Origin of the sequence: Nocardia sp. NPDC005366 (genome assembly GCF_040606855.1) — a bacterium.
Classification (GTDB): domain Bacteria; phylum Actinomycetota; class Actinomycetes; order Mycobacteriales; family Mycobacteriaceae; genus Nocardia.
Window position 1 is genome coordinate 50,554 of record NZ_JBEXFQ010000021.1, and the last position, 19,379, is coordinate 69,932.

Annotated in this window: 17 protein-coding genes; 4 read left to right on the forward strand and 13 right to left on the reverse strand. The window is 67.4% G+C overall.

What is annotated here, in order from left to right:
• Positions 1-936, reverse strand: coding sequence for a 4-(cytidine 5'-diphospho)-2-C-methyl-D-erythritol kinase (locus ABZS43_RS23145; RefSeq protein ID WP_355038015.1), 936 nt, complete (start codon positions 934-936; stop codon positions 1-3).
• A gap of 223 nt (positions 937-1,159) precedes the next feature.
• Here ABZS43_RS23145 and ABZS43_RS23150 point away from each other — a divergent pair, with 223 nt between their 5' ends.
• Positions 1,160-1,366 carry a copper ion binding protein gene (locus tag ABZS43_RS23150; protein ID WP_355038016.1) on the forward strand — a complete coding sequence of 69 codons (207 nt, stop codon included), beginning with the start codon at positions 1,160-1,162 and terminating at the stop codon, positions 1,364-1,366.
• 292 nt (positions 1,367-1,658) lie between these two features.
• Here the strand turns inward: ABZS43_RS23150 and rsmA are convergent, their stop codons facing one another.
• From rsmA to ABZS43_RS23165, 3 genes are all read right to left on the reverse strand, one after another.
• Positions 1,659-2,540 (reverse strand): 16S rRNA (adenine(1518)-N(6)/adenine(1519)-N(6))-dimethyltransferase RsmA, encoded by an 882-nt coding sequence (gene rsmA / locus ABZS43_RS23155; protein ID WP_355038017.1) that lies wholly within the window; start codon positions 2,538-2,540, stop codon positions 1,659-1,661.
• Between the two features lie 56 nt (positions 2,541-2,596).
• Positions 2,597-3,724, reverse strand: coding sequence for a transglycosylase family protein (locus ABZS43_RS23160; RefSeq protein WP_355038107.1), 1,128 nt, complete (start codon positions 3,722-3,724; stop codon positions 2,597-2,599).
• A gap of 176 nt (positions 3,725-3,900) precedes the next feature.
• Positions 3,901-4,728, reverse strand: a complete 828-nt coding sequence (locus ABZS43_RS23165) for a TatD family hydrolase (protein WP_355038018.1) — start codon at positions 4,726-4,728, stop codon at positions 3,901-3,903.
• Between the two features lie 83 nt (positions 4,729-4,811).
• On the opposite strand from ABZS43_RS23165, the gene metG reads away from it, so the two are divergent.
• Entirely contained in the window at positions 4,812-6,398 is a 1,587-nt protein-coding gene (gene metG, locus ABZS43_RS23170; RefSeq protein ID WP_355038019.1) for a methionine--tRNA ligase, read from the forward strand.
• 75 nt (positions 6,399-6,473) lie between these two features.
• Here the strand turns inward: metG and ABZS43_RS23175 are convergent, their stop codons facing one another.
• Both ABZS43_RS23175 and rsmI read right to left on the reverse strand, forming a co-directional pair.
• On the reverse strand, positions 6,474-7,226 hold the full coding sequence (locus ABZS43_RS23175) for an isocitrate lyase/phosphoenolpyruvate mutase family protein (RefSeq protein ID WP_355038020.1): 753 nt from the start codon (positions 7,224-7,226) through the stop codon (positions 6,474-6,476).
• Positions 7,227-7,240: 14 nt separating this feature from the next.
• Positions 7,241-8,119 carry a 16S rRNA (cytidine(1402)-2'-O)-methyltransferase gene (gene rsmI / locus ABZS43_RS23180; protein WP_355038021.1) on the reverse strand — a complete coding sequence of 293 codons (879 nt, stop codon included), beginning with the start codon at positions 8,117-8,119 and terminating at the stop codon, positions 7,241-7,243.
• Positions 8,120-8,333: 214 nt separating this feature from the next.
• On the opposite strand from rsmI, the gene ABZS43_RS23185 reads away from it, so the two are divergent.
• On the forward strand, positions 8,334-9,935 hold the full coding sequence (locus tag ABZS43_RS23185) for a phospholipid carrier-dependent glycosyltransferase (RefSeq protein WP_355038022.1): 1,602 nt from the start codon (positions 8,334-8,336) through the stop codon (positions 9,933-9,935).
• 6 nt (positions 9,936-9,941) lie between these two features.
• Here the strand turns inward: ABZS43_RS23185 and ABZS43_RS23190 are convergent, their stop codons facing one another.
• Both ABZS43_RS23190 and ABZS43_RS23195 read right to left on the reverse strand, forming a co-directional pair.
• Complete coding sequence (locus ABZS43_RS23190) at positions 9,942-10,304, reverse strand: GntR family transcriptional regulator (protein WP_355038023.1); 363 nt, start codon at positions 10,302-10,304, stop codon at positions 9,942-9,944.
• A gap of 6 nt (positions 10,305-10,310) precedes the next feature.
• Positions 10,311-11,606, reverse strand: a complete 1,296-nt coding sequence (locus ABZS43_RS23195; protein ID WP_355038024.1) for an arginine deiminase — start codon at positions 11,604-11,606, stop codon at positions 10,311-10,313.
• Positions 11,607-11,730: 124 nt separating this feature from the next.
• Between ABZS43_RS23195 and soxR the strand changes: the two genes are divergently transcribed.
• Positions 11,731-12,216, forward strand: coding sequence for a redox-sensitive transcriptional activator SoxR (soxR, locus tag ABZS43_RS23200; RefSeq protein ID WP_355038025.1), 486 nt, complete (start codon positions 11,731-11,733; stop codon positions 12,214-12,216).
• Here soxR and ABZS43_RS23205 read toward each other — a convergent pair.
• From ABZS43_RS23205 to ABZS43_RS23225, 5 genes are all read right to left on the reverse strand, one after another.
• The gene (locus ABZS43_RS23205; RefSeq protein ID WP_355038026.1) at positions 12,185-13,048 is read right to left on the reverse strand and encodes an SDR family oxidoreductase; all 864 of its coding nucleotides are present in this window, start codon (positions 13,046-13,048) and stop codon (positions 12,185-12,187) included. The two genes, soxR and ABZS43_RS23205, sit on opposite strands and share 32 nt — an antisense overlap.
• 108 nt (positions 13,049-13,156) lie before the next feature.
• Positions 13,157-14,284 (reverse strand): glycosyltransferase, encoded by a 1,128-nt coding sequence (locus ABZS43_RS23210; protein ID WP_355038027.1) that lies wholly within the window; start codon positions 14,282-14,284, stop codon positions 13,157-13,159.
• Positions 14,285-14,374: 90 nt separating this feature from the next.
• Entirely contained in the window at positions 14,375-16,192 is a 1,818-nt protein-coding gene (locus ABZS43_RS23215) for a bifunctional diguanylate cyclase/phosphodiesterase (RefSeq protein ID WP_355038108.1), read from the reverse strand.
• A 67-nt stretch (positions 16,193-16,259) separates the two neighbouring features.
• Positions 16,260-18,401: an Rv1355c family protein gene (locus tag ABZS43_RS23220; RefSeq protein WP_355038028.1), complete on the reverse strand. Its 2,142-nt coding sequence runs from the start codon at positions 18,399-18,401 to the stop codon at positions 16,260-16,262.
• The gene (locus ABZS43_RS23225; RefSeq protein WP_355038029.1) at positions 18,391-19,167 is read right to left on the reverse strand and encodes a hypothetical protein; all 777 of its coding nucleotides are present in this window, start codon (positions 19,165-19,167) and stop codon (positions 18,391-18,393) included. The genes ABZS43_RS23220 and ABZS43_RS23225 overlap by 11 nt, the downstream gene beginning before the upstream one ends.
• Between the last annotated feature and the right edge of the window lie 212 nt (positions 19,168-19,379).

Consider the following 19,379-nt stretch of genomic DNA (forward strand, 5'->3'; position numbering starts at 1 on the left):
TCAGCGCTTGGGCTGCACCTCGCCGCCGATCACGCGCGCGCCGGGAACCGGGCCACTGGCGGTGCGCACACTACGCGCGACACCCGCACCGGCGAGTTCCGCCGCGACCGCGATGGCGGAATCCGCACCGTCACAGAGGAACGCGCAGGTTGGCCCCGAACCCGACACGATTCCGGCCAGCGCGCCCGCCGTGACTCCCGCGCGCAGGGTGCGGCGCAGTTCCGGCTTCAGCGACAGCGCCGCCGCCTGCAGGTCGTTACCGAGTAACGGGGCCAACTGCTTCGGATCTCCCGAGGCCAGCGCCTGCATCAACTCCTGCGGCTCGCCCAGCCGGGGCGGATCGCCGTTGTCCCGCAGCCGATCCAGTTCCGCGAAGACGGAGGGGGTCGATAATCCGCCCTTGGCGAGGGCGAGCACCCAATGAAAGGTATTGCGGGACAGCACGGGAAGCAGCCGCTCGCCGCGGCCGGTGCCCAGCGCGGTGCCTCCGTGTAGCGAGAAGGGCACATCACTGCCGATTTCCGCGGCGATGGCGGCCAATTCGTCGCGGGAGAGCCCGAGTTCCCAGAGTTCGTTCAGCCCGACCAGCGCGGCGGCGGCGTCCGCGCTGCCGCCCGCCATACCGCCCGCCACCGGAATGCCCTTGGTGATGGCGATCTCCACCAGGGGTGCGCGGCCCGCCAGGTGCGCCAGTCGCACCGCGACCTTCCAGACCAGATTGGTGCGATCGGTCGGCACCTGCGCCGCGCCCTCGCCGGTGACGCGCACACTCAACACCGCGGACGGGGAGATCTGCAGATCGTCGCTCAACGATAGGGCCTGGAAGACGGTCGTCAGATCGTGATAGCCGTCCGCGCGCAGGTCGCCGACTCCGAGGTGGAGATTCACCTTCGACGGCGCGCGCACGATGATGGGACCTGGCACTACTGACAACACGGTGGTCAAGCCTAATGGGTGGCTACGACACTCGTCGCGCCCCGATATGAGCCGTTCATCTGCCGGTCGTGATTCGGTGACCACGGTGGCGAGGGATCGCGGCGTCAGTGCTGCGACGCCGGGCCGCGGACACCAGCCTTGCACCGAATACCCTTAGGGGGTATGTTGTGAACGTCCGGATACCCCCGGACCGTATAATCGATGACGAGCGAAGGAGTCGGAGATGGCCACAACCACCTACACCGTCAAGGGCATGACCTGCGGACATTGCGTCAGTTCCGTCAAGACGGAGATCGGCAAGATCGACGGGGTGACCTCGGTCGACGTCGATCTCGCGACCGGCGCCGTCCGCGTGGACAGCACCGAACCCGTCACCGACGCCGCTATCACCGCCGCCGTGGACGAGGCAGGGTACGAGGTCGCCGTCTGATGCGGGACCGGCTGGGGTTCGCCGCGGAATTCACCGCCGCGGCGGAGGGCTCCGAAAAACTCACAGGCCCATCCACATCCGGTGACGGCCACGACACCGACGGTGCTCACCGCTGAGATCTGCGGTGGACGACATTCGATCGCATCGCCCGATCGACGCCTTGAACTGCACTGACGCTAGCTCGTAGCGCGAGAGGCTGTTCCGCGAACCGGTCGGCGGGACCGCCGCCGTCGGCCGGTCGAAGTAAATGACAAAAGTCGGTTATCCACAGTTGGTTTCGCCGCAACGAGGTTCAGGATTGCGCGGCGAGGCGGACGAAAGCCGCGGTGTCGAGAGTCTCACCGCGGGCAGTGGGGGCGATCCCGGCCGCGATCAGCCTGCGTTCGGCTTCCGGCGCCGATCCCGCCCAACCGGCGAGAGCCGCGCGCAGGGTCTTTCGGCGTTGCGCGAAGGCGGCGTCGACGACGGCGAAAACGCGGCGACGGTGTTCGTGGTCCATCGGCCACGGCGGTTCGGCGTAGCGCTCGACGCGGACCAGTCCCGATTCCACGCGCGGCACCGGCCAGAAGACCTGGGTGCCCACCGCGCCCGCACGGCGCACGGTGCCGAAGAAACCGGCCTTGACGCTGGGCACACCGTAGACGCGATTGCCGGGTTCGGCGGCGAGCCGGTCCGCTACCTCGGCCTGCACCATCACCAAAGACGTGGTGAGGCTGGGAAGTTCGGCGAGCAGATGCAGCAGTACCGGAACCGCGACGTTGTACGGCAGATTGGCGACCAACGCGGTCGGCACCGCGGGCAGATCCGTCGCGGCCACCCGCATCGCGTCGGCTTCGACCACCCGCAGGCGTTCGGCCAGTTCCGGCGCACGGTCGGCCACGGTGACCGGAAGATGTCGCGCGAGAACCGGATCGATTTCGACGGCAACCACCGAATCCACCACGTCGAGCAGCGCGAGGGTCAGCGACCCGAGCCCGGGCCCCACCTCGAGTACGGTGTCCGCGCGCCCGACACCGGCGGCGGCGACGATCCGCCGCACCGTATTGCCGTCGTGCACGAAATTCTGCCCGAGTTGTTTGGTCGGACGTATCCCGAAGCGCTCCGCCAGCGTCCGCACCTCGGCGGGGCCGAGCAATGCGGCGCTCCCACGCACGGAGGTATCGGGTTCGGACACCCGAAGAACCTACCAAGTCCGCGGCGTCGCGAATGTCGCGGACTCCCGAGGCCCGACTACCCCAGGCCGAGGCGTCCGGTGCAGGCGGGCCAGGCGCCCCAGCCCTGGCGGGCGCGGGTGACTTCGGCGATCGCGATCTGCTCTTCCCTGGTGGCGAGATCGGCGCGGGGAGCGTAGCGCGTTCCGCCCTGACGTTCCCAGGTGCTCTGGTCGAACTGGATACCGCCGTAGTAGCCGTTGCCGGTGTTGATCGACCAGTTGCCGGTCGATTCGCAGCGGGCGAGCGCGTCCCAGATCTCGCCGTCGCGCACCGGGGGCACCTCGGTACCCGGCTTGGCGCCCTTGCGTACGGTCTTCGGCTGCGCGGGCGTGGTGACCGCATTGGCGATCGGTTCCCTGCCGACTTCGCGGCCGTTGAGCATGGTGACCGCGAAGGTGACGTCCTGGACGCCGGGCGCACCCGAACTCTCCACGATGGTGCGGCTCATATTCATGGTGACGTCCTCGATGACGTGCTCCGGCGGATCCAGCGGCATCGTCTCGACGCGCTTCTCGATCCGCTTGCGGGTCACCACCACCTTGATCCCCTCGGTGAGCGGGGTGTCGGCGGCCGGTTCCACGCTGTCCTGCTCGATGAGCGGGATGCCGGCGACCGCGAGGAATTCGCCGACCGTCGGCGCGGCGAGGCGGACGTCGACGAAGTTGCCGACACCGTCGAGCAGCGAAATGGTGCGCGGGCTGGATACCCGCAGCGCGGCGCCCGCCAGCGGCAGCCGTTCGTCGCGCGCGGGCGAGACGAAGTTGTCGGACGGGATCTTCAGCTGTTCGAGGGCTTCGCCCGCGGTCAGGCCGGTGGTCCAGACCTTCTGCGCCTTGCCGTCCACCGTCAGCGTGATCTGCCTGGCGCGGTTGAAGACGATCGTCGCGCCGTCGACGAGCGCGGCGGCCGGATTCGGGCGCACCAGATCGCGGTCGGAGATATCGAAGCCGGCGGTGCGCAGCAGTCCCGCGACATTGCGCGACATGGTGGTCTGCGTGTACTTCTCGCCGTCCACCACGACCGTGACCGTCTTGCGGTTCACGATCGCCATCGCCGCACCCACGATCAGTGTCATCAGCAGCGCCGCGATCGCCGCGTAGAGCAGCGGCGATCGGGACCGATTGATATGCACGAAGTGGGACATGGTCACAGTACGATAACGAAGGCGGGCGGGGTCGACAAGCGATGACACGCGAGCAGTCCATACCGGTATCACGAACACATCTCGACGCCGCAGGTAAATCACGAATCGGGTTCACGAAAGTGACATAGAACACATGGCGGGTAGCTCGATTTCCACGCGGGTATCGCGTGAATTCCTCAGATTCGGTAGACCCGCCTGGCATTGAGCGTGGTGAGTTCCGCCAACTCGAACGGATCCTGCTCCCGCAATTCGGCCAGTGCGCGCACGGTGTACGGCAGGCAATACGGTTCGTTCGGCGCGCCGCGGAACGGATGCGGCGTCAGGTAGGGCGCGTCCGTTTCCACCAGGATCTGCTCGACGGGCACCACCGTGGCGGCCTCGCGCAATTCGTGCGCGTTGCGGAAGCTGACCGTTCCGGAAAAGCTGAGGAAGTATCCCTCGTCCACACACGCCAACGCCATATTCGTATCCGACGAGAAGCAGTGGAAGATCACCTTCGATGGCGCGCCCTCGTCCAGCAGCACGGTGAGCAGATCGTGGTCGGCCTCGCGATTGTGGATCATCAGCGGTTTGCGCAGCCGTTTCGCCAGATCGATATGCCAGCGAAAACCCTCGACCTGAGTCTCGATATCGGCGCAGCCCTCCAATTTGCCCGGCCAGTAGTAATCCAGCCCGGTCTCACCCACCGCGACCACCCGCGGATCAGCGGCCAGACGCTCCAATTCGGCCATGGCATCGTCGTCGAGGGCGTTGGCCCGGGTCGGGTGCAATGCCACCGCGGCGTACACCCGCGAATCCCAGTGGGCGGCGCGCACGGCCCACTGCGCGGCGGCCAGATCGTCGGCGACGGTGACGATGGTTCCGACCCCGACCGAGGCCGCGCGATCGGCCATCACCGCGACCGAATCGGCATCCGTCGCACCGCAGGCGTCCAGGTGGGTATGGGCATCGACCAGCGGCTCCAGCGGTTCCGGCAGATCGGGAGCGGGCCGATTCGCGCTCATCGGCGACCTCGGGGCAGCGGCGGCGCGCAAGCGGGGATATTCGATCGAGCGGCTGGATGCACGCGCATTACAGTAGACACACCATGAGCGAGCGAAGCGAGCGATCCACCGACACCGACGAGCGCCCCGCGTTCTACATCACCACGGCCATCGCGTATCCCAACGGTGCGCCGCATATCGGGCATGCCTACGAGTACATCTCCTCGGACGCCATCGCCCGGTTCAAACGGCTCGACGGATACGACGTGTTCTTCCTGACCGGCACCGACGAGCACGGCCAGAAGATGCAGCAGGCCGCGGTCGCCGAGGGCGTGCCCGTCGAGGAACTGGCGACGCGCAATTCGGACGTATTCGAGACGCTGGACAAGACGCTCGACATCTCCTTCGATCGCTTCATCCGCACCACCGACGAAGATCACCAGGTCGCGAGTGTGGAGATCTGGGAGCGGATGCTCGCCAGCGGCGACATCTACCTGGGCAACTACTCGGGCTGGTACTCGGTGCGCGACGAAGCGTTCTACACCGACGAGGAGACCACCGTCCTCGAGGACGGCACCAGGCTCTCCACCGAAACCAGGACGCCGGTCGAATGGACCGAGGAGTCCAACTACTTCTTCAAACTGTCGCAGTACCAGGACAGATTGCTCGCCCTGTACGAGGAGCATCCGGAATTCATCGCGCCCGCAACGCGGCGCAACGAAATCGTCAGCTACGTCAAGGCGGGCCTGAAGGATCTGTCCATCTCCCGCACCACGTTCGACTGGGGCGTTCCGGTGCCGGGCCACCCCGATCACGTGATGTACGTCTGGGTGGACGCGCTGACCAACTACATCACCGGCGTCGGCTTCCCGGATACGGAATCCGCCGCGTTCCAGAAGTTCTGGCCCGCGGACGTGCACATCATCGGCAAGGACATCACTCGCTTCCACACCGTCTACTGGCCCGCCTTCCTGATGTCGGCCGGTGTGGAATTGCCGAAACGCGTTTTCGTGCACGGGTTCCTGTACAACAAGGGCGAGAAGATGTCGAAGTCGGTCGGCAATGTGGTCGACCCGCTCGAACTCGTCGAGGAATACGGCCTGGACGCGGTGCGCTTCTTCCTGCTGCGTGAGATCTCCTACGGGCAGGACGGCAGCTACAGCCACGAGGCCATCGTCGGCCGGATCAATGCCGACCTCGCCAACGAATTCGGCAATCTGGTGCAGCGCAGCCTCACCATGGTGAACAAGAATTGCGATGCCGCGGTGCCGATCCCGGGTGAATTCACCGAGGAAGATCGGGCGCTGCTCGATCGCGCGAATTCCCTGCTCGACCGTTGCCGCGCCGAATTCGACGCCCAGCAGATGCATCTCGCGCTGGAAGCGATCTGGCTGACCCTGGGCGAGACGAACAGGTACTTCTCCGCCCAGCAGCCGTGGGCTTTGCGCAAATCGGGTACCGAGGCGGATCTGGCGCGGATGGCGACCGTTCTGTACGTGACCCTCGAGGTGGTCAGGATCGTCGCGATCCTGGTCCAACCGGTGATGCCGGGTTCCGCGGCGAAGATCCTGGATCTGCTCGCCCAGCAGAATCGCGCCTTCGCCGATATCGCGACGCCGCTGACACCCGGTGTCGCCCTGCCCGCGCCCGCGCCGGTGTATCCGCGCTACGTGGAGCCCAAAGAGGTTTAGGCCCAAAAGAGGTCTAGGCCCAGCGGTTCCGGATGACGCCGACGTACCGCGTACGTCGGCGTCATCCGTCGTGGCCTATTTCCAGCGGTCGAGCAGCCGATTGGCCTCCTCCGCCAGCGCGAACTGGAGGTAGGGCCCGAAACTGATCCGCGCGACGCCCTGGGCGGCGAGTTCGGCCTTATCGGAGGTAGCCGGGATACCGATCGCGTTGACAGGCAACGGCAATTCGGCGGTCAGGCGGCGCATATCCGCGTCCGAATGCCTGCCGACCGGGTAGAGCACATCCGCGCCCGCCTCGGCCGCCAACGTCAAACGCGCGATGGCCCGGTCGACCCGGTCGGCCTCGTCGCCGTTCTTGCGCAGGAACAGGTCGGTGCGCGCGTTGACGACGACGTGCACGCCCGCGGCATCGGCGAATTCACGCAGGCCGCGCACGAAATCGGCGTGCTCTTGCGCGGTGCGCAGCCGCCTGCCCTCGCTGTGCACGGTGTCCTCGATATTCAGCCCGACCGCGCCCGCCTCGAGCAGACCTTCGATGAGTTGGGCGGGTTCGAGTCCGTATCCGGATTCGATATCGACCGAGACCGGCACGGTGACGGCGTCGGTGACCTGCCGGACCCGGGTCAGCAGTTCGAGGAAGGTCATACCCTCGCCGTCGCTGCGCCCCACCGAATCCGAGACCGGATGACTCCCGAGCGTAAGAGCGGGAAATCCGGCGGATACCGCGAGGTTCGCCGACCAGGCGTCCCATACTGTCGGCAGCACGGCCGGATCCCCCGGCCGGTGCAGCTCGAGAAATACCTTTGCCTTCTTCTCCAGTGAAGTCATGACCCGATCATCCTCTAATCGGCCGAACGCGCCGAGAGGACCGCGTCGTACAGTTCGCGGCGCGAGACGCCCGCCATCGCCGCCACCTCGCCGCACGCGTCCTTGAGCCGCATTCCGCTCGCGGTGAGGGTCTCGACTTCGGTGACCAGATCGGCCGGGTCCGCGGATTCGGGCGCGGCGCCGGCCAGTACCACGGTGATCTCGCCGCGGACCCCGTTCATCGCCCATGCCGCGAGTTCGGCGAGGGTGCCGCGCACGACCTCCTCGTAGGTCTTGGTGAGTTCGCGGCACACCGCCGCGCGGCGATCCGGGCCGAGTACCGATACCGCGTCGGCCAGGCAGTCGGCCAGCCGGTGCGGCGCTTCGAAGAACACGCACGCCCGCGATTCGGCGGCGAGGGTTCGCAGCCATTCGCGGCGCGCGCCGGATTTACGTGGCGGGAAACCGTCGAAACAGAAACGTTCGACCGGCAGCGCGGACAGGGCCAGCGCGGTGGTCACCGCCGATGGGCCGGGCAGGCAGGTCACCGGCAGATCGCGCTCCACGCACGCGGCCACCATGCGATAACCGGGATCGCTCACCGAGGGCATCCCCGCGTCGGTCACCAGCAGGACGGTCCGTCCGCCCTCGATATCGCCGAGTAGCGCGGGGATACGGGCGGTCTCCACGTGATCGTAGAAACTCACCACGCGGCCGGTGATCTCCACGCCGAGCGCCTTCGCCAGCGCTCTGGTGCGGCGGGTGTCCTCCGCGGCGACGATATCCGCGGTGGCCAGCGCCTCGCACAGCCGCCGCGACGCGTCGCCGACATCGCCCATCGGCGTCGCCGCCAGCACCAGTCTGCCGCTCGCGTCCCCGCCCGCCGATTCGTCCGCCGCCGATTCGTCCGCCACCGCACTCCCGCCTCGACCGGATCGCCCAGCGATCGCCGGATCCGAGAGCCAAGCCTAGTGGGCATCGCCGGACTCGGGTCCGCCTCATGCGCGTTGCGCGGTCGGACGTACGCCGGTGGCCGAGGCACACGGCCGGACGTGCCCTTGCCCGCCGCCCGGCGGACAGCGCTCACCGATGCGCGACCAACGAACGGAGACCGCATACGATCGGGGCGTGACCCAGGTGACCTCCCGCACGAGCACACCGTTCGGGACTGTGCCTCAGTGGTCGAGCCCCGCCCCGCTCCGGCCGACCTCCGATTTCGGGCCGACCGACACCCTGCGGGGCTGGATCGTCACCGCGATCCTGACCGCTGTCGCGGCGATGACACGGTTGTTCCTGCTGAACAGTCCCACCGACGCGCGCACCCCGGTTTTCGACGAAAAGCATTACGCGCCACAGGCATGGCAGATGCTCACCGGCGGCGGCGTGGAGGACAACCCGGGCTATGGCCTCGTGGTGCACCCGCCGGTCGGCAAGCAGATGATCGCGATCGGCGAGGCGATCTTCGGCTACAACAGTTGGGGCTGGCGTTTCAGCGCGTTCCTCGCGGGCACGGTGCTGGTGCTGCTCGTCATCAGGATCGTGCGGCGCATGGCGCGTTCCACGCTGATCGGCGCCATCGCGGGAATCCTGCTCATCGCGGACGGCGTCACTTTCGTCTCCTCGCGCATCGGCATGCTCGACATCTTCATGGCGTTATTCGTCACGGCCGCGTTCGGCTGTCTGATCGTGGATCGCGACCAGGTGCGTCAACGGATGGCGACGGTCGACGCCGAGGGACGCATCGGTGTCACGCCGTGGGGGCCTCGGCTCGGAGTGCGGTGGTGGCGCTTCGGCGCGGGCGTCCTGCTCGGGCTCGCCTGCGGCACCAAATGGTCCGGTATCTATTTCATCGCCGCCTTCGGGCTGCTCAGCATCTTCTTCGACCTCGCGGCGCGGCGCGCGTACGGGGTGCGCTCGCCGTGGTTCGGCACGGCCGTGCGCGATATCGGGCCCGCTCTGTACGCGCTGGTCGTGATCCCGCTCGGGATCTATCTCATGAGCTACTGGGGATGGTTCGCCAGCGAGACCGGGGTGAACCGGTACGCGGTCGGCAATCAGATCGGGACCGGCGGCACCTGGTCGTTCCTGCCCGACGCGGTGCGCTCGCTGTGGTTCTACAGCGGCGAATCACTGCAATTCCACGAGGGACTGACCAATTCGGCGGGAAACCACCACCCGTGGGAATCCAAGCCGTGGACCTGGCCGATGGGCCTGCGGCCCATGCTCTACTACTACGCCGACGCCAATGTGCAGGGGTGCGGCCAAGCGCAGTGCGTCAAAGCGGTCATGCTCGTCGGAACCCCCGCCATCTGGTGGATATCGCTGCCGATCCTCGGCTGGATGCTGTGGCGCGCGATCACCACCCGCGACTGGCGCTACACCGCCGTGCTCGTCGGTTACGGTGCGGGCCTGCTGCCCTGGTTCCTGACCCTCGACCGGCAGATGTACTACTTCTACGCGGTTCCCCTCGCACCGTTCCTGGTGATGGGTATCGCGCTGGTACTCGGCGATATCCTCGGACCCGCCAGGGAATTCGCGATACGCCGAAGTCATACCGGCGCTCTCCTGCCCGCGCTGCCGAGCGAACGCCGCAGCCTCGCCCTGCTCGCGATCTGCCTCTATCTCGGCCTGGTCGTCGCGAATTTCATCTGGCTGTGGCCGATCCTCGTCGCGCATCCCATCACACCGAGCAGCTGGCACGACCACCTGTGGTTACCGAGCTGGCGCTGACGACGCTCAGCTCGATTCGAGTGCGGATTTGACGTAGCGCACGGCGGTGTCGTCATCCACGCCGAGACGACGGATCGTCGCGACGTATTCGGTCGCCGCCCGTCCCGCCGCGTCCCTGGTCGGGTCGCCGGAGGACGCGATGAACGAACCCTGTCGGCCCCTGGTCTCCAGCACCCCGTCCGCCTCCAGCTCGCGGTAGGCGCGCGCCACCGTATTCGGCGCGATGCCGAGTTCCGCCGCGAGCGCTCGTACCGTCGGTATCTTCGTGCCCGCTGTCAGCTCACCGGCCCGCACCCGGGCGATGATGCCGAGGCGCAATTGCTCATAGGGCGGAACCGGGGACGCGGTGTTGATCGTGAACAGGAACATGGCGGCTCACACGTCGTCACGGGCGAGTGGACAGGACAGGCAGCGGGGGCCGCCACGACCGGACCCCAGTTCGGAGCCCGGAACGGGCAGCACCTCGATGCCCGCGTCCATCAGTCGCGCATTGGTCATTTCGTTGCGTTCGTAGGCGACGACCACCCCGGGCGCCAGCGCCAGGGTGTTGTTGCCGTCGTCCCACTGTTCCCGTTCGGCGGTGACTCCATCCAGTCCGGTATCGATCACACGCAGTTTGCCGATACCCATCGCCTCCGCGGCGGCGGGCAGGAACGGGTCGGGCCCTCGCATGGACACCCCGCCGCCGTCACCGCGGCCACCGTAGTTGTCCTCGCGGTGAATCGTGAACGCGAGCAGCGAGTCCCGCACGGCGGGATACATCACCACGGCGTCGGTGTCGACCATCGTGCACACCGTGTCCAGATGCATGGTCGCGCGATTCTGCGCGATCGGCACCACCAGGACCGTGTGGGCGAGTTCGTCGTCGAAAAGGCTGCGCGCCAGGGCTTCCGCACCGGCGGGCGAGGTGCGCTCGCCGACGCCGACGGCGAGCACCCCCGGCGCGAGCAACAGGACGTCACCGCCCTCGATGGGCGCGGTATGCGATTCGTAGGCGCGACGCACCCCGAGAAAGCGCGGGTGGAACGCGTAGATCAGATCGGTGAGCGAGGTTTCCCGCATCCGGGCGGGCAGCGCGAGAGAGGTGATCGCGACCCTCGGGCCGACCCAGAACGACGAGTCCCTGGTGAACAGCAGATTCGGCAGCGGATCGATGACGAAATCGGCCCCATGGTGCATGCGGCGCACCAACGAGGCGGCATCCGGGCCGAACGGCAGCTCGTCGAAGGTCATCCCGGCCATGAGGATATCGGCCAGATCGTGGGCGGGCACCCCGCGTAGGAAGGCCGCGAGATCGTCGGCGAGGGCGTGCCCGAGCCTGCGCGCGTCCACTCCCGCGGAAATACCCTGGATGCGGGCGGCCCCGCTGACCTCGATGGTTTCGGCGAGCAACTCGGCCAGCAGCAGCACCTCGACGCCGCGCTCGCGCAGCACGCCCGCGAAGATGTCGTGTTCCTGCTGGGCCCGCTCCACCCATGGAATGCCGTCGAACAGCAGCTGATCGTTGTTGCGCGGGGTCAACCGGCGCAGCTCGTCGCCCGGACGGTGCAAGAGCACCGCACGCAGTGCGCCGACCTCGGATGTCACGCCGAGGCTCGTACCGTCGGCGAGGTCGGGCGTCTCGTCGGGCGGATTCGCTCCGCGCCCCCCTGGCACAGCGTCTGCTCCCATGGTCCGACCGTAGTTCGCAAATCGCCTCGGAGCACGAAATTCGCCGTTCGAATACGCCGGTGTCCGAATCTCACACCCGCCGACCCCAACCTGAAGTATTGTTGAGGTGAATGGAGGAGCGTGCATGTCGACTGCCGATTGGCGAGCGAAAGAACTAACCCCCGGGCAGCTGTCCGAGCGTAGCGGAGTGGCCGTTTCCGCGTTGCACTTCTACGAACGCGAGGGCCTCATCACCAGTCGTCGCACCAGCGGGAATCAACGCCGCTACACCCGTGAGACATTGCGCAGGGTCGCGTTCATCCGCATCTCCCAACGGGTCGGCATACCGCTCAGCGAGATTCGAGCGGCGCTGGACAAACTGCCCGAAGGCCGTACCCCGACCAGACGCGACTGGGAGACGCTGTCCACCACCTGGCGGACCGATCTCGACGACCGCATCAATCAGCTGATTCGCCTGCGCGACAATCTCACCGGCTGTATCGGCTGCGGCTGCCTGTCACTGGGCAGCTGCAAACTGGTGAACGAACACGACCGGCTCGGCGTCGACGGCCCCGGCGCCCGCGTCCTCGACACGCACCTCAACTGTTCTTCGAAACCAGCAGTCTGCTGAACGTATCGCTCACCCGGCGCATGACCACGTCGTACGGATACGCGAATTTCCGTACCCACCAATAGCCGAAACGAATATCGAACGAGCTGTAGACGAGGAACCTGTTGCGTTCGACGCCACGCAGAATCGCCGACGCCACCCGCTCCGGGGCAATGGCATGTTCGGTGAATTTCGCGGTGAGCTTGCGCACCCTCGGATCGTCCTTATCCACCCCGACCAGTTCGACGCGCTGCACCAGCGGCGTATTCACCGCGCCGGGAACCACCAGGTGCACCGAAATCCCGTGGCGCCGCAGATCGATGCGCAACACCTCGGAGACTCCGCGGATCCCGAATTTGCCGGCGCTGTAGGCGGCGTGCCACGGCAGTGCGAGCAGCCCGGCCGCCGACGACACATTCACCAGTGCGCCCCCGCGGCCTGCCCTGATCATCGGCGGCACGAAATTCTCGATCACGTGAATGGGCCCCATCAGATTGACATCGACCATCCGACGCCAGTGCCGGTGTTCCAGCGTCTCCACGGTGCCCCACGCGGAGGTGCCCGCGATATTCATGACGATATCGAGGGTGCCGTGTTCGGCGTGCACATCGGCGGCGAAGGCGGTGACCGCCTCGTAATCGGTGATATCCAACGCGCGCGTGGCCAGGACGGTACCGCCCGCCGCGCGAATGGTTTCCGCCGTGTGCTCCAGTCCGTCGGCGTCGATATCGGTGAGCACGAGCAGCGCCCCCGCCTCGGCGGCGGCCAGCGCCGTCGCCCTGCCGATCCCGCTCGCCGCACCCGTGACCAAGACCTTCGCGCCCCGCACCGTCTTACGCCCGAGTTGTCGCACCGCTGCTCCCTCACTCCAAGTCCACCCGATTCGTCCCCGCAGGCTACTCGGCCGATCCCCCGGGGGCCGCCCATGACGGAACATACGCACCCGCGTGGCCGGGAACCACTAGCGGCCGAGCACCTCCAGCATGCCCGCCACCGCGCGCGGCCAGGTGAACTGCTCGGCCCGGACGCGAGCCGCTCTGCGGCGTCCCGCGGTCGGAAGGGCGAGCACATCGGTGACGGCGTGCGCGAACGCCGACGGGTGATCGGCGGCGACCGCGCCGCAGTCGGCGGTCACGATATCGACCAGCGCCGAGGACCGGCTCGCGACGACGGGAGTACCCGCGGCCAGCGCTTCCAGCGCGGCCAGCCCGAAGGTTTCGTGCGGACCGGGCGCGAGCGAGACATCCGCCGTCGCGAGCAGTGTCGCGACCATTGTGCGGTCGGTGATGAATCCGGTGAAATGCACGGCCGACGACCCGTCCGACAGCGCGGGCAATGCCCTCGCCCGCCGTTGCAGCGCGTCCCTGCGCGGTCCGTCACCGGCGACGACCAGCCGAGCCGCCACCCCGGCCTTGCGCAGTTCACCGATCGCCTCGATGCTGCGGTCCACCCGTTTCTCGACCGACAGCCGTCCACAGTGCACCAGCAGCGGGTGCCCCGTCACGCCGAGATCCGCGCGCAGCCGGTCGTCGCGGCGACGCGGGCTGAACAGATCCAGATCCACCCCGAGCGGAACCAGCTCCACGTTCGGCGCATCGATGCGCAGGAATTCGGCCCGCGCGAATTCCGTTGTGCAGACGACGATGTCGTACTCGGCGGCGGTGCGGCGATTGGCGACGTCGGCGCAGCGGCGGGCGAGCGAGCGCGGCATGACCTGGCCGAGCAACCGGTCGAGCCGTTCGTGCGAGATCATCACACTCGTCACGTCGCGACGCCGCGCCCACCGTCCGAAACCACGCAGGGTCAGCCGGTCGGACACTTCGAGGACATCCGGTCGCAAACCGGCGAGCACATCGGCCACCCGCCGTGGATCGGCGGCCCGATATCCGCCGGTCCACGGAATCGCCAGCGCGGGCAGGGTGATTCGCACCGCCCCGGTCGGCAGCACCACCTCGTCGCGGCGCGGACCCGGCACGATCAGGACGACTTCGTGCCCCGCCGCCACATACCCCTCGCCCAGATGGTGCAGTGCGGTGCGCAGCCCACCGGACCGCGGACCGTAGAAGTTCGCCAGTTGCACGATGCGCACCAGCCGATCGTCCAGCCGACGCGGTTACCCCGGGCACCGTAGCGCTCAACGGGATGTGAACAGCAGTGGAAGAACCGGCGAAACCGCCGCTCAGCGCGCTGTCTGGGTGCGCCCGACCCGCGGCAGATCCAGATCGAGCGGTATCCGCCCGAGCGCCAGATGTGCCTCGACCTGATCCGATGGCATAGGCCGGGCGATCAGGAAGCCCTGGGCGCGATAGCAGCCGAGCCCGACGAGGGTGCGTGCGGCGACGGCGGTTTCGACACCCTCGCCGACGACGCCGAGGCCGAAGGAGCCGGCCAGGCTGATGATGGATTTCACGATCGCCAGATCGTCGGTGCTCGCGCCGAGTCGCTGGACGAAACCGCGATCGATCTTCACCGCGTCGACCGGCAGCGCCTTCAGATGTGAGAGCGAACTGTAGCCGGTCCCGAAATCATCGATGGCGATCTGCACGCCCATGCGCTTGAGTCCGCGCAGGGTGACCTGGGTCCTCGCCAGATCCTGGACGACCACGTGTTCGGTGATCTCCAGGCAGACCGAACTGCCATCGATGCCGAACAGCCGCAGGATGTCCTCGATGCGTTCGACGAAATCCAGGCTCACCAACTGCACCGGCGAGACATTGATGCGCATGACCACATTGTTCGCCAGCCCGCGCCGCCGCCATTCGGCGAATTGCGCACAGGCCGACCTGATCACCCAGCGGCCGAGCTCACCGGCGAGGTTGGTGGCCTCGGCGACGGTGACGAAGGCGGCGGGGGGTAGCAGGCCCCTGGTCGGATGCATCCAGCGAACCAGCGCCTCGAGTGCGACGATCCGCCCGGTGCGCAGATCCACCTCGGGCTGGTAGTGCAGGAGCAGGGAACCGTCGGAGACCGCGCCGCGCAGATTGAGTTCGACGTCGTCCTGCAATTCGAATTGCGCCCGCATCGCGTCGGTGAAGACCGCGACACCGTTGCCGCCCCCGGATTTGGCGGACAGCAGGGCGTGGTCGGCGCGGCGCAGCACATCGGCGACCGTGGTCTCCCCCGGAATGCCGACCGCGACACCGACGCTGGCGCCGCGACTGACCGATTCACCGCCGACCGTCACCCGCCGACCGATCAACTGCTGGATTCGCGTCGCCTCGTATTCGGCGGCGACCGCGTCCATCGGCTTGGCGGGCACGATGACGAATTCGTCGCCGCCGAGGCGGGCGATCATATCGTTCGGGTCGAGATGTTCGCGCAGCCGCGACGACAGCGTCCTGATGAAATTGTCGCCCGCGGTATGGCCGAGGAAATCGTTGAGCGCCTTGAGGCGATCCAGATCCAGAAAGAACGCCGCCACCGGTCCCGGCGCGCCCGTGCGCAATCGCTCTTCCATGTGTTCGAGCAGCGCGCGCCGGTTGGCCAGCCCGGTCAGATCATCGTGCAGCGCGATGTAGCGCAGCCGCTCCTCGGCGACCACCCGCGCCTGGAGCTGGGCGAACAACGCGGCGATGGCCTTGAGCACGTTCAGTTCCCTGGTGCTCCACTCGCGGTCGCCCTCCTTGACGAACCCGAGCACTCCGGTGGACTCACCGCGCGACAGCAGCGGCACCGCGGCCGAGGTCACCTGCGGGATACCCGACGCGCGCCGGATCGTCTCCTGATAGTCGGCGAATTCGGGTGTCGGCCTGGCTACCATCGGTTCGATCGAATGTTCGAGCTGGCGGAAGACGCCGTCGGCGTTCTCGAAGTAGATGATGCCGAGCGGATCGGGATCGGGCACCTGCTGACGGTGCGGCCACTCCGCGACCAGTACCGTCGCCCGTCGTTCGCGGTCGGTATGGCGCACGTAGCTGAAATCGACGTCGAAGTAATCGACGAGCTGGGCGAGTACGCGTTCGGTAGCCGCCACCATGGTCGTGGCGTCCACACCCATCAGCTCGGAGGCGACCTGGGTCACCAGTGAGTCGAGTGTCCGCCGAGGCACTTTGTCTCCGATCGCGCTAGCTACGGCTGTCCACGCCAGGCAGCGGACGCCGCCTGCTCCGCACCGGGGCAGTTTCGGCGGCCGGGTAACTCAGGCGCAGAACCAATGCCATGATCTCATGCCCTGGCACTCCCAGTAGGTTCAGGAAACGGCTCTGAAGTGACGTTAGTGTATCCACGTAGTCCGGTGAAATCGCGCGGAGTTCGCCGGAACCGCGCGCGTAGAGGTGCAGCGGCGATATCGGTTGCACCGCCAGACCGCGCCGTTGCGCCTCGATCCACACGCGCTGCACCGCCGCCCCCGCCCGCGCGTAGCCCGCGAGTCCGGAGTCCGCCGCATCGAATGTCACCGCGACGAGAGCCGAGCCGGTGCGCACCCGGTCCCTGGTGTAGGAGCCAAGTGCCGTGCCGCCGTCCCACGACCGCAGCCGCGCCATCACATCGGCTCGCCGTCCGATCTCGAATCCGGCCGCTTCCTTCGGGGTCAGTTCCAGGCTCCGCGCGTCGATGCCGCTATCGGGATCGTCCTCGGGCCAGCGCACCTCGTCCATCATCTCGGCGTGCGTGCGCGGTGTCAGATACCGCACCCGGTCGGATTCGCCGAGGAGCGCGGCGGCCAGCGCCAGTTCGTCTCGGCCGGTGAGCGCTCGCAGATTCGCCCCGGCGTCGACCGCGATGGCGGTCAGCGCGGGAAGGACGTCGGCGGGCAACTCCGCGCCGGTACCGAAGGCGCGGTTCGTCTCGCGGGCGAGTACGGCGGGATAGTCCGCCGCGAGCGCGGGATCGTCACCGTCCCCCAGGCTCAACACCCCGGCCAACGGAACGCGGCCATCGGATTCGACGAATTCGTGCGCGCCGAGCAGCCCCTGCGCGGCCGCGGCGGTCCGCGCATTGTACATGGCCGCACCCAGCGCGACCGCGCTGCCCCTGAACTCGATATCCATCGCGGAGGAGTACTCCGCCGCTAGCTCGACGCGGATTTCCGCGGTATCGGCGCGCAGCCGCCACGGCTGGGAATTGCCGCCGGACGGCGCCCGCCGCGCGGCTTCCATGATCGCGCCGATCGGATCGGCGGCGGGGGCGGGCTCGGGCGGGTCGTCCCAGACCAACTCCCCGTCGGGAGCGGGTTCGGCGAGATCGTCGAGGTGGTCGTCCATGTCGATCCGGATGCGGCCCGACGGCAGTTTGTGTCCGAGACCGATCCGCCTGGCCGCCGCGGCGACACTCGCCGCGCCCTGCATGACATCGCTGCCGAGCTGCGGCCAGCTGGACAACGTCTCGCCGACCTCGAACATGCTGGCCGCCAGCCGCGCCGACAATCCGCGCGCGCCGAGCAGGCGCACCACGAACGGCGCCTTGTCCTGCGCGCTGAGACCACGGAGATCCGCGGCCCGCAGGCCGCCGAGCAACCCGTGGAAGGGCGGGCGTTCCGGTTCCAGATCGAAGCGCTCGACGTCGAGCAGGCCGCGGTCGCTGGTCTCCATCAGCAGCGGTATCCGGTGCCTGCCCGCCGCCTCGCGGATCACGAGTTTGATATCGAGCGAATCACATTCCTCGACGACAATCGAAAGACCGGTGAGGAACTCATCGATGGAATCGTCGTCCACACCTGTTTCGAAGACCTCGACCGGCAGATAGGGATCGAGTTCGGCAATCTTGCGCGCCGTGACGACCGCTTTGTTGATTCCGATATCGAACAGCGTGGCTGGCACCCGATTCAGATTCGATAGTTCGATGCTGTCCAGGTCGGCCAGCCGCAGCGTGCCGCCGACGCCCTCCAGCGCGAGCAGGTAGGCGACCGCGTGCCCGACGCTCTGGCCGACGACACCGATTGTCAGCGCGCGCAAACGGTCCTGTTCCGCACGAGTCAACTTGTTGCGATTGCGATCCAGTCGAATCGCGCGGAACATACGCGGACCGGGGAGTCCGATCAGCGCGCGACGCCACGGGTAGTGGATCCATCGATCCGATTCCGGATCCGCGCCGGGAATTCCGGCATCCGCGAGCCGGTCGAACTCGGCGCGCAACGGCCCGCGCAGATCGATGGTCTCGATATGCGGCCGGTTCCGCAGTTCGGCCAGAATTCGGGCGTCTTGCGGGTCGGCCTCGTCGAGGATCAGCGGGCGGTATTCCGGCGTCAGGCCTGGATCATCGCCCATGTCCGACCGGGCCCTTCGATCCATGCCACGCGCTGGCGAGCCGCCTGCCATCGGGGCGGGGACGGGTCACCGCGAGCTCGCGCATCTCGGCACGCGTCCGCGCGCTCTGCGAGCGATCGGCGACCGCCGGATACGTGTGCGTGTCCCACCAGATCGGGACCGTCTCGTAGCGTGCGTCCGGGTACGGCACGGACGGGATGTGCTCGGCGACCACGGCGCCGCTGGCCCGGTGTCGCTGCACCGTGAAGGTGGCGACAGTGGCGAAACCGAAGCGGGCGTCGAGCAGGCGGGCACCGTGTAATACGGTGCGCGACACGACGTCGCTGAGCGCCGACCGGTGCGGTGCGTCACGCGCCACCCAGGCGCCCTTGGCCTCGATCACGCCGGCCGGAATCCGGTCGGCCACCATGCGCCGCAGATCCTCCGCGCCGCGATGTCCGGCCCAGTCACTCACGCCGCGGACCTGATCCACATCGGTGTAGCTGCCCTGCATCCGGACCCCTGCCACCGCGGTGCCCGACGGATCGATGCCGAGAAAAAAGAGCGCGGTCGACATTCCGTCGCGGATCTGTTCGTATTCGAGAGCGCTCTCCACGCCGAAATGGCGGTAGACCTCCTGCGCGCCGCGCAGATACTCGTCCCACAGCGCCGGACAGGCAGCGGGGGCGGCGACAAAGAATGTGCATCCGGATCGCTCGTCCAGAAACCGCGAGATCCCCCCGTCGAGGGAGTCTTCCGGAACGACTGCAATCGCTTCGACAGTCATCGGTATTCCTACTCCGTAGCTCCGCACTCGCGCACGGTCGTTCATACCCCATCCGACGAACCCCACACCTCGATCCACCCGGCGGTGAAGTTGCCTAGGGCAGTATCCGTCATCCGACAGGAATTCACCAGACGTCCGGCTAATCTTCCGAAAACATACAGATAGAACACGAGTTATCGCAGGTCAGATGGCTTACATTAGACCGAAAGCAC

Excerpts from the sequence above, each read along its gene's own strand:
- ABZS43_RS23150 (WP_355038016.1), top strand. The coding sequence starts at position 1,160 with ATGGCCACAACCACCTACACCGTCAAGGGCATGACCTGCGGACATTGC.
- ABZS43_RS23160 (WP_355038107.1), bottom strand. The coding sequence starts at position 3,724 with ATGTCCCACTTCGTGCATATCAATCGGTCCCGATCGCCGCTGCTCTAC.
- ABZS43_RS23165 (WP_355038018.1), bottom strand. The coding sequence starts at position 4,728 with ATGAGCGCGAATCGGCCCGCTCCCGATCTGCCGGAACCGCTGGAGCCG.
- metG (WP_355038019.1), top strand. The coding sequence starts at position 4,812 with ATGAGCGAGCGAAGCGAGCGATCCACCGACACCGACGAGCGCCCCGCG.
- ABZS43_RS23175 (WP_355038020.1), bottom strand. The coding sequence starts at position 7,226 with ATGACTTCACTGGAGAAGAAGGCAAAGGTATTTCTCGAGCTGCACCGG.
- ABZS43_RS23190 (WP_355038023.1), bottom strand. The coding sequence starts at position 10,304 with ATGTTCCTGTTCACGATCAACACCGCGTCCCCGGTTCCGCCCTATGAG.
- ABZS43_RS23195 (WP_355038024.1), bottom strand. The coding sequence starts at position 11,606 with ATGGGAGCAGACGCTGTGCCAGGGGGGCGCGGAGCGAATCCGCCCGAC.
- soxR (WP_355038025.1), top strand. The coding sequence starts at position 11,731 with ATGTCGACTGCCGATTGGCGAGCGAAAGAACTAACCCCCGGGCAGCTG.
- ABZS43_RS23215 (WP_355038108.1), bottom strand. The coding sequence starts at position 16,192 with ATGGGTGTGGACGCCACGACCATGGTGGCGGCTACCGAACGCGTACTC.
- ABZS43_RS23220 (WP_355038028.1), bottom strand. The coding sequence starts at position 18,401 with ATGGGCGATGATCCAGGCCTGACGCCGGAATACCGCCCGCTGATCCTC.
- ABZS43_RS23225 (WP_355038029.1), bottom strand. The coding sequence starts at position 19,167 with ATGACTGTCGAAGCGATTGCAGTCGTTCCGGAAGACTCCCTCGACGGG.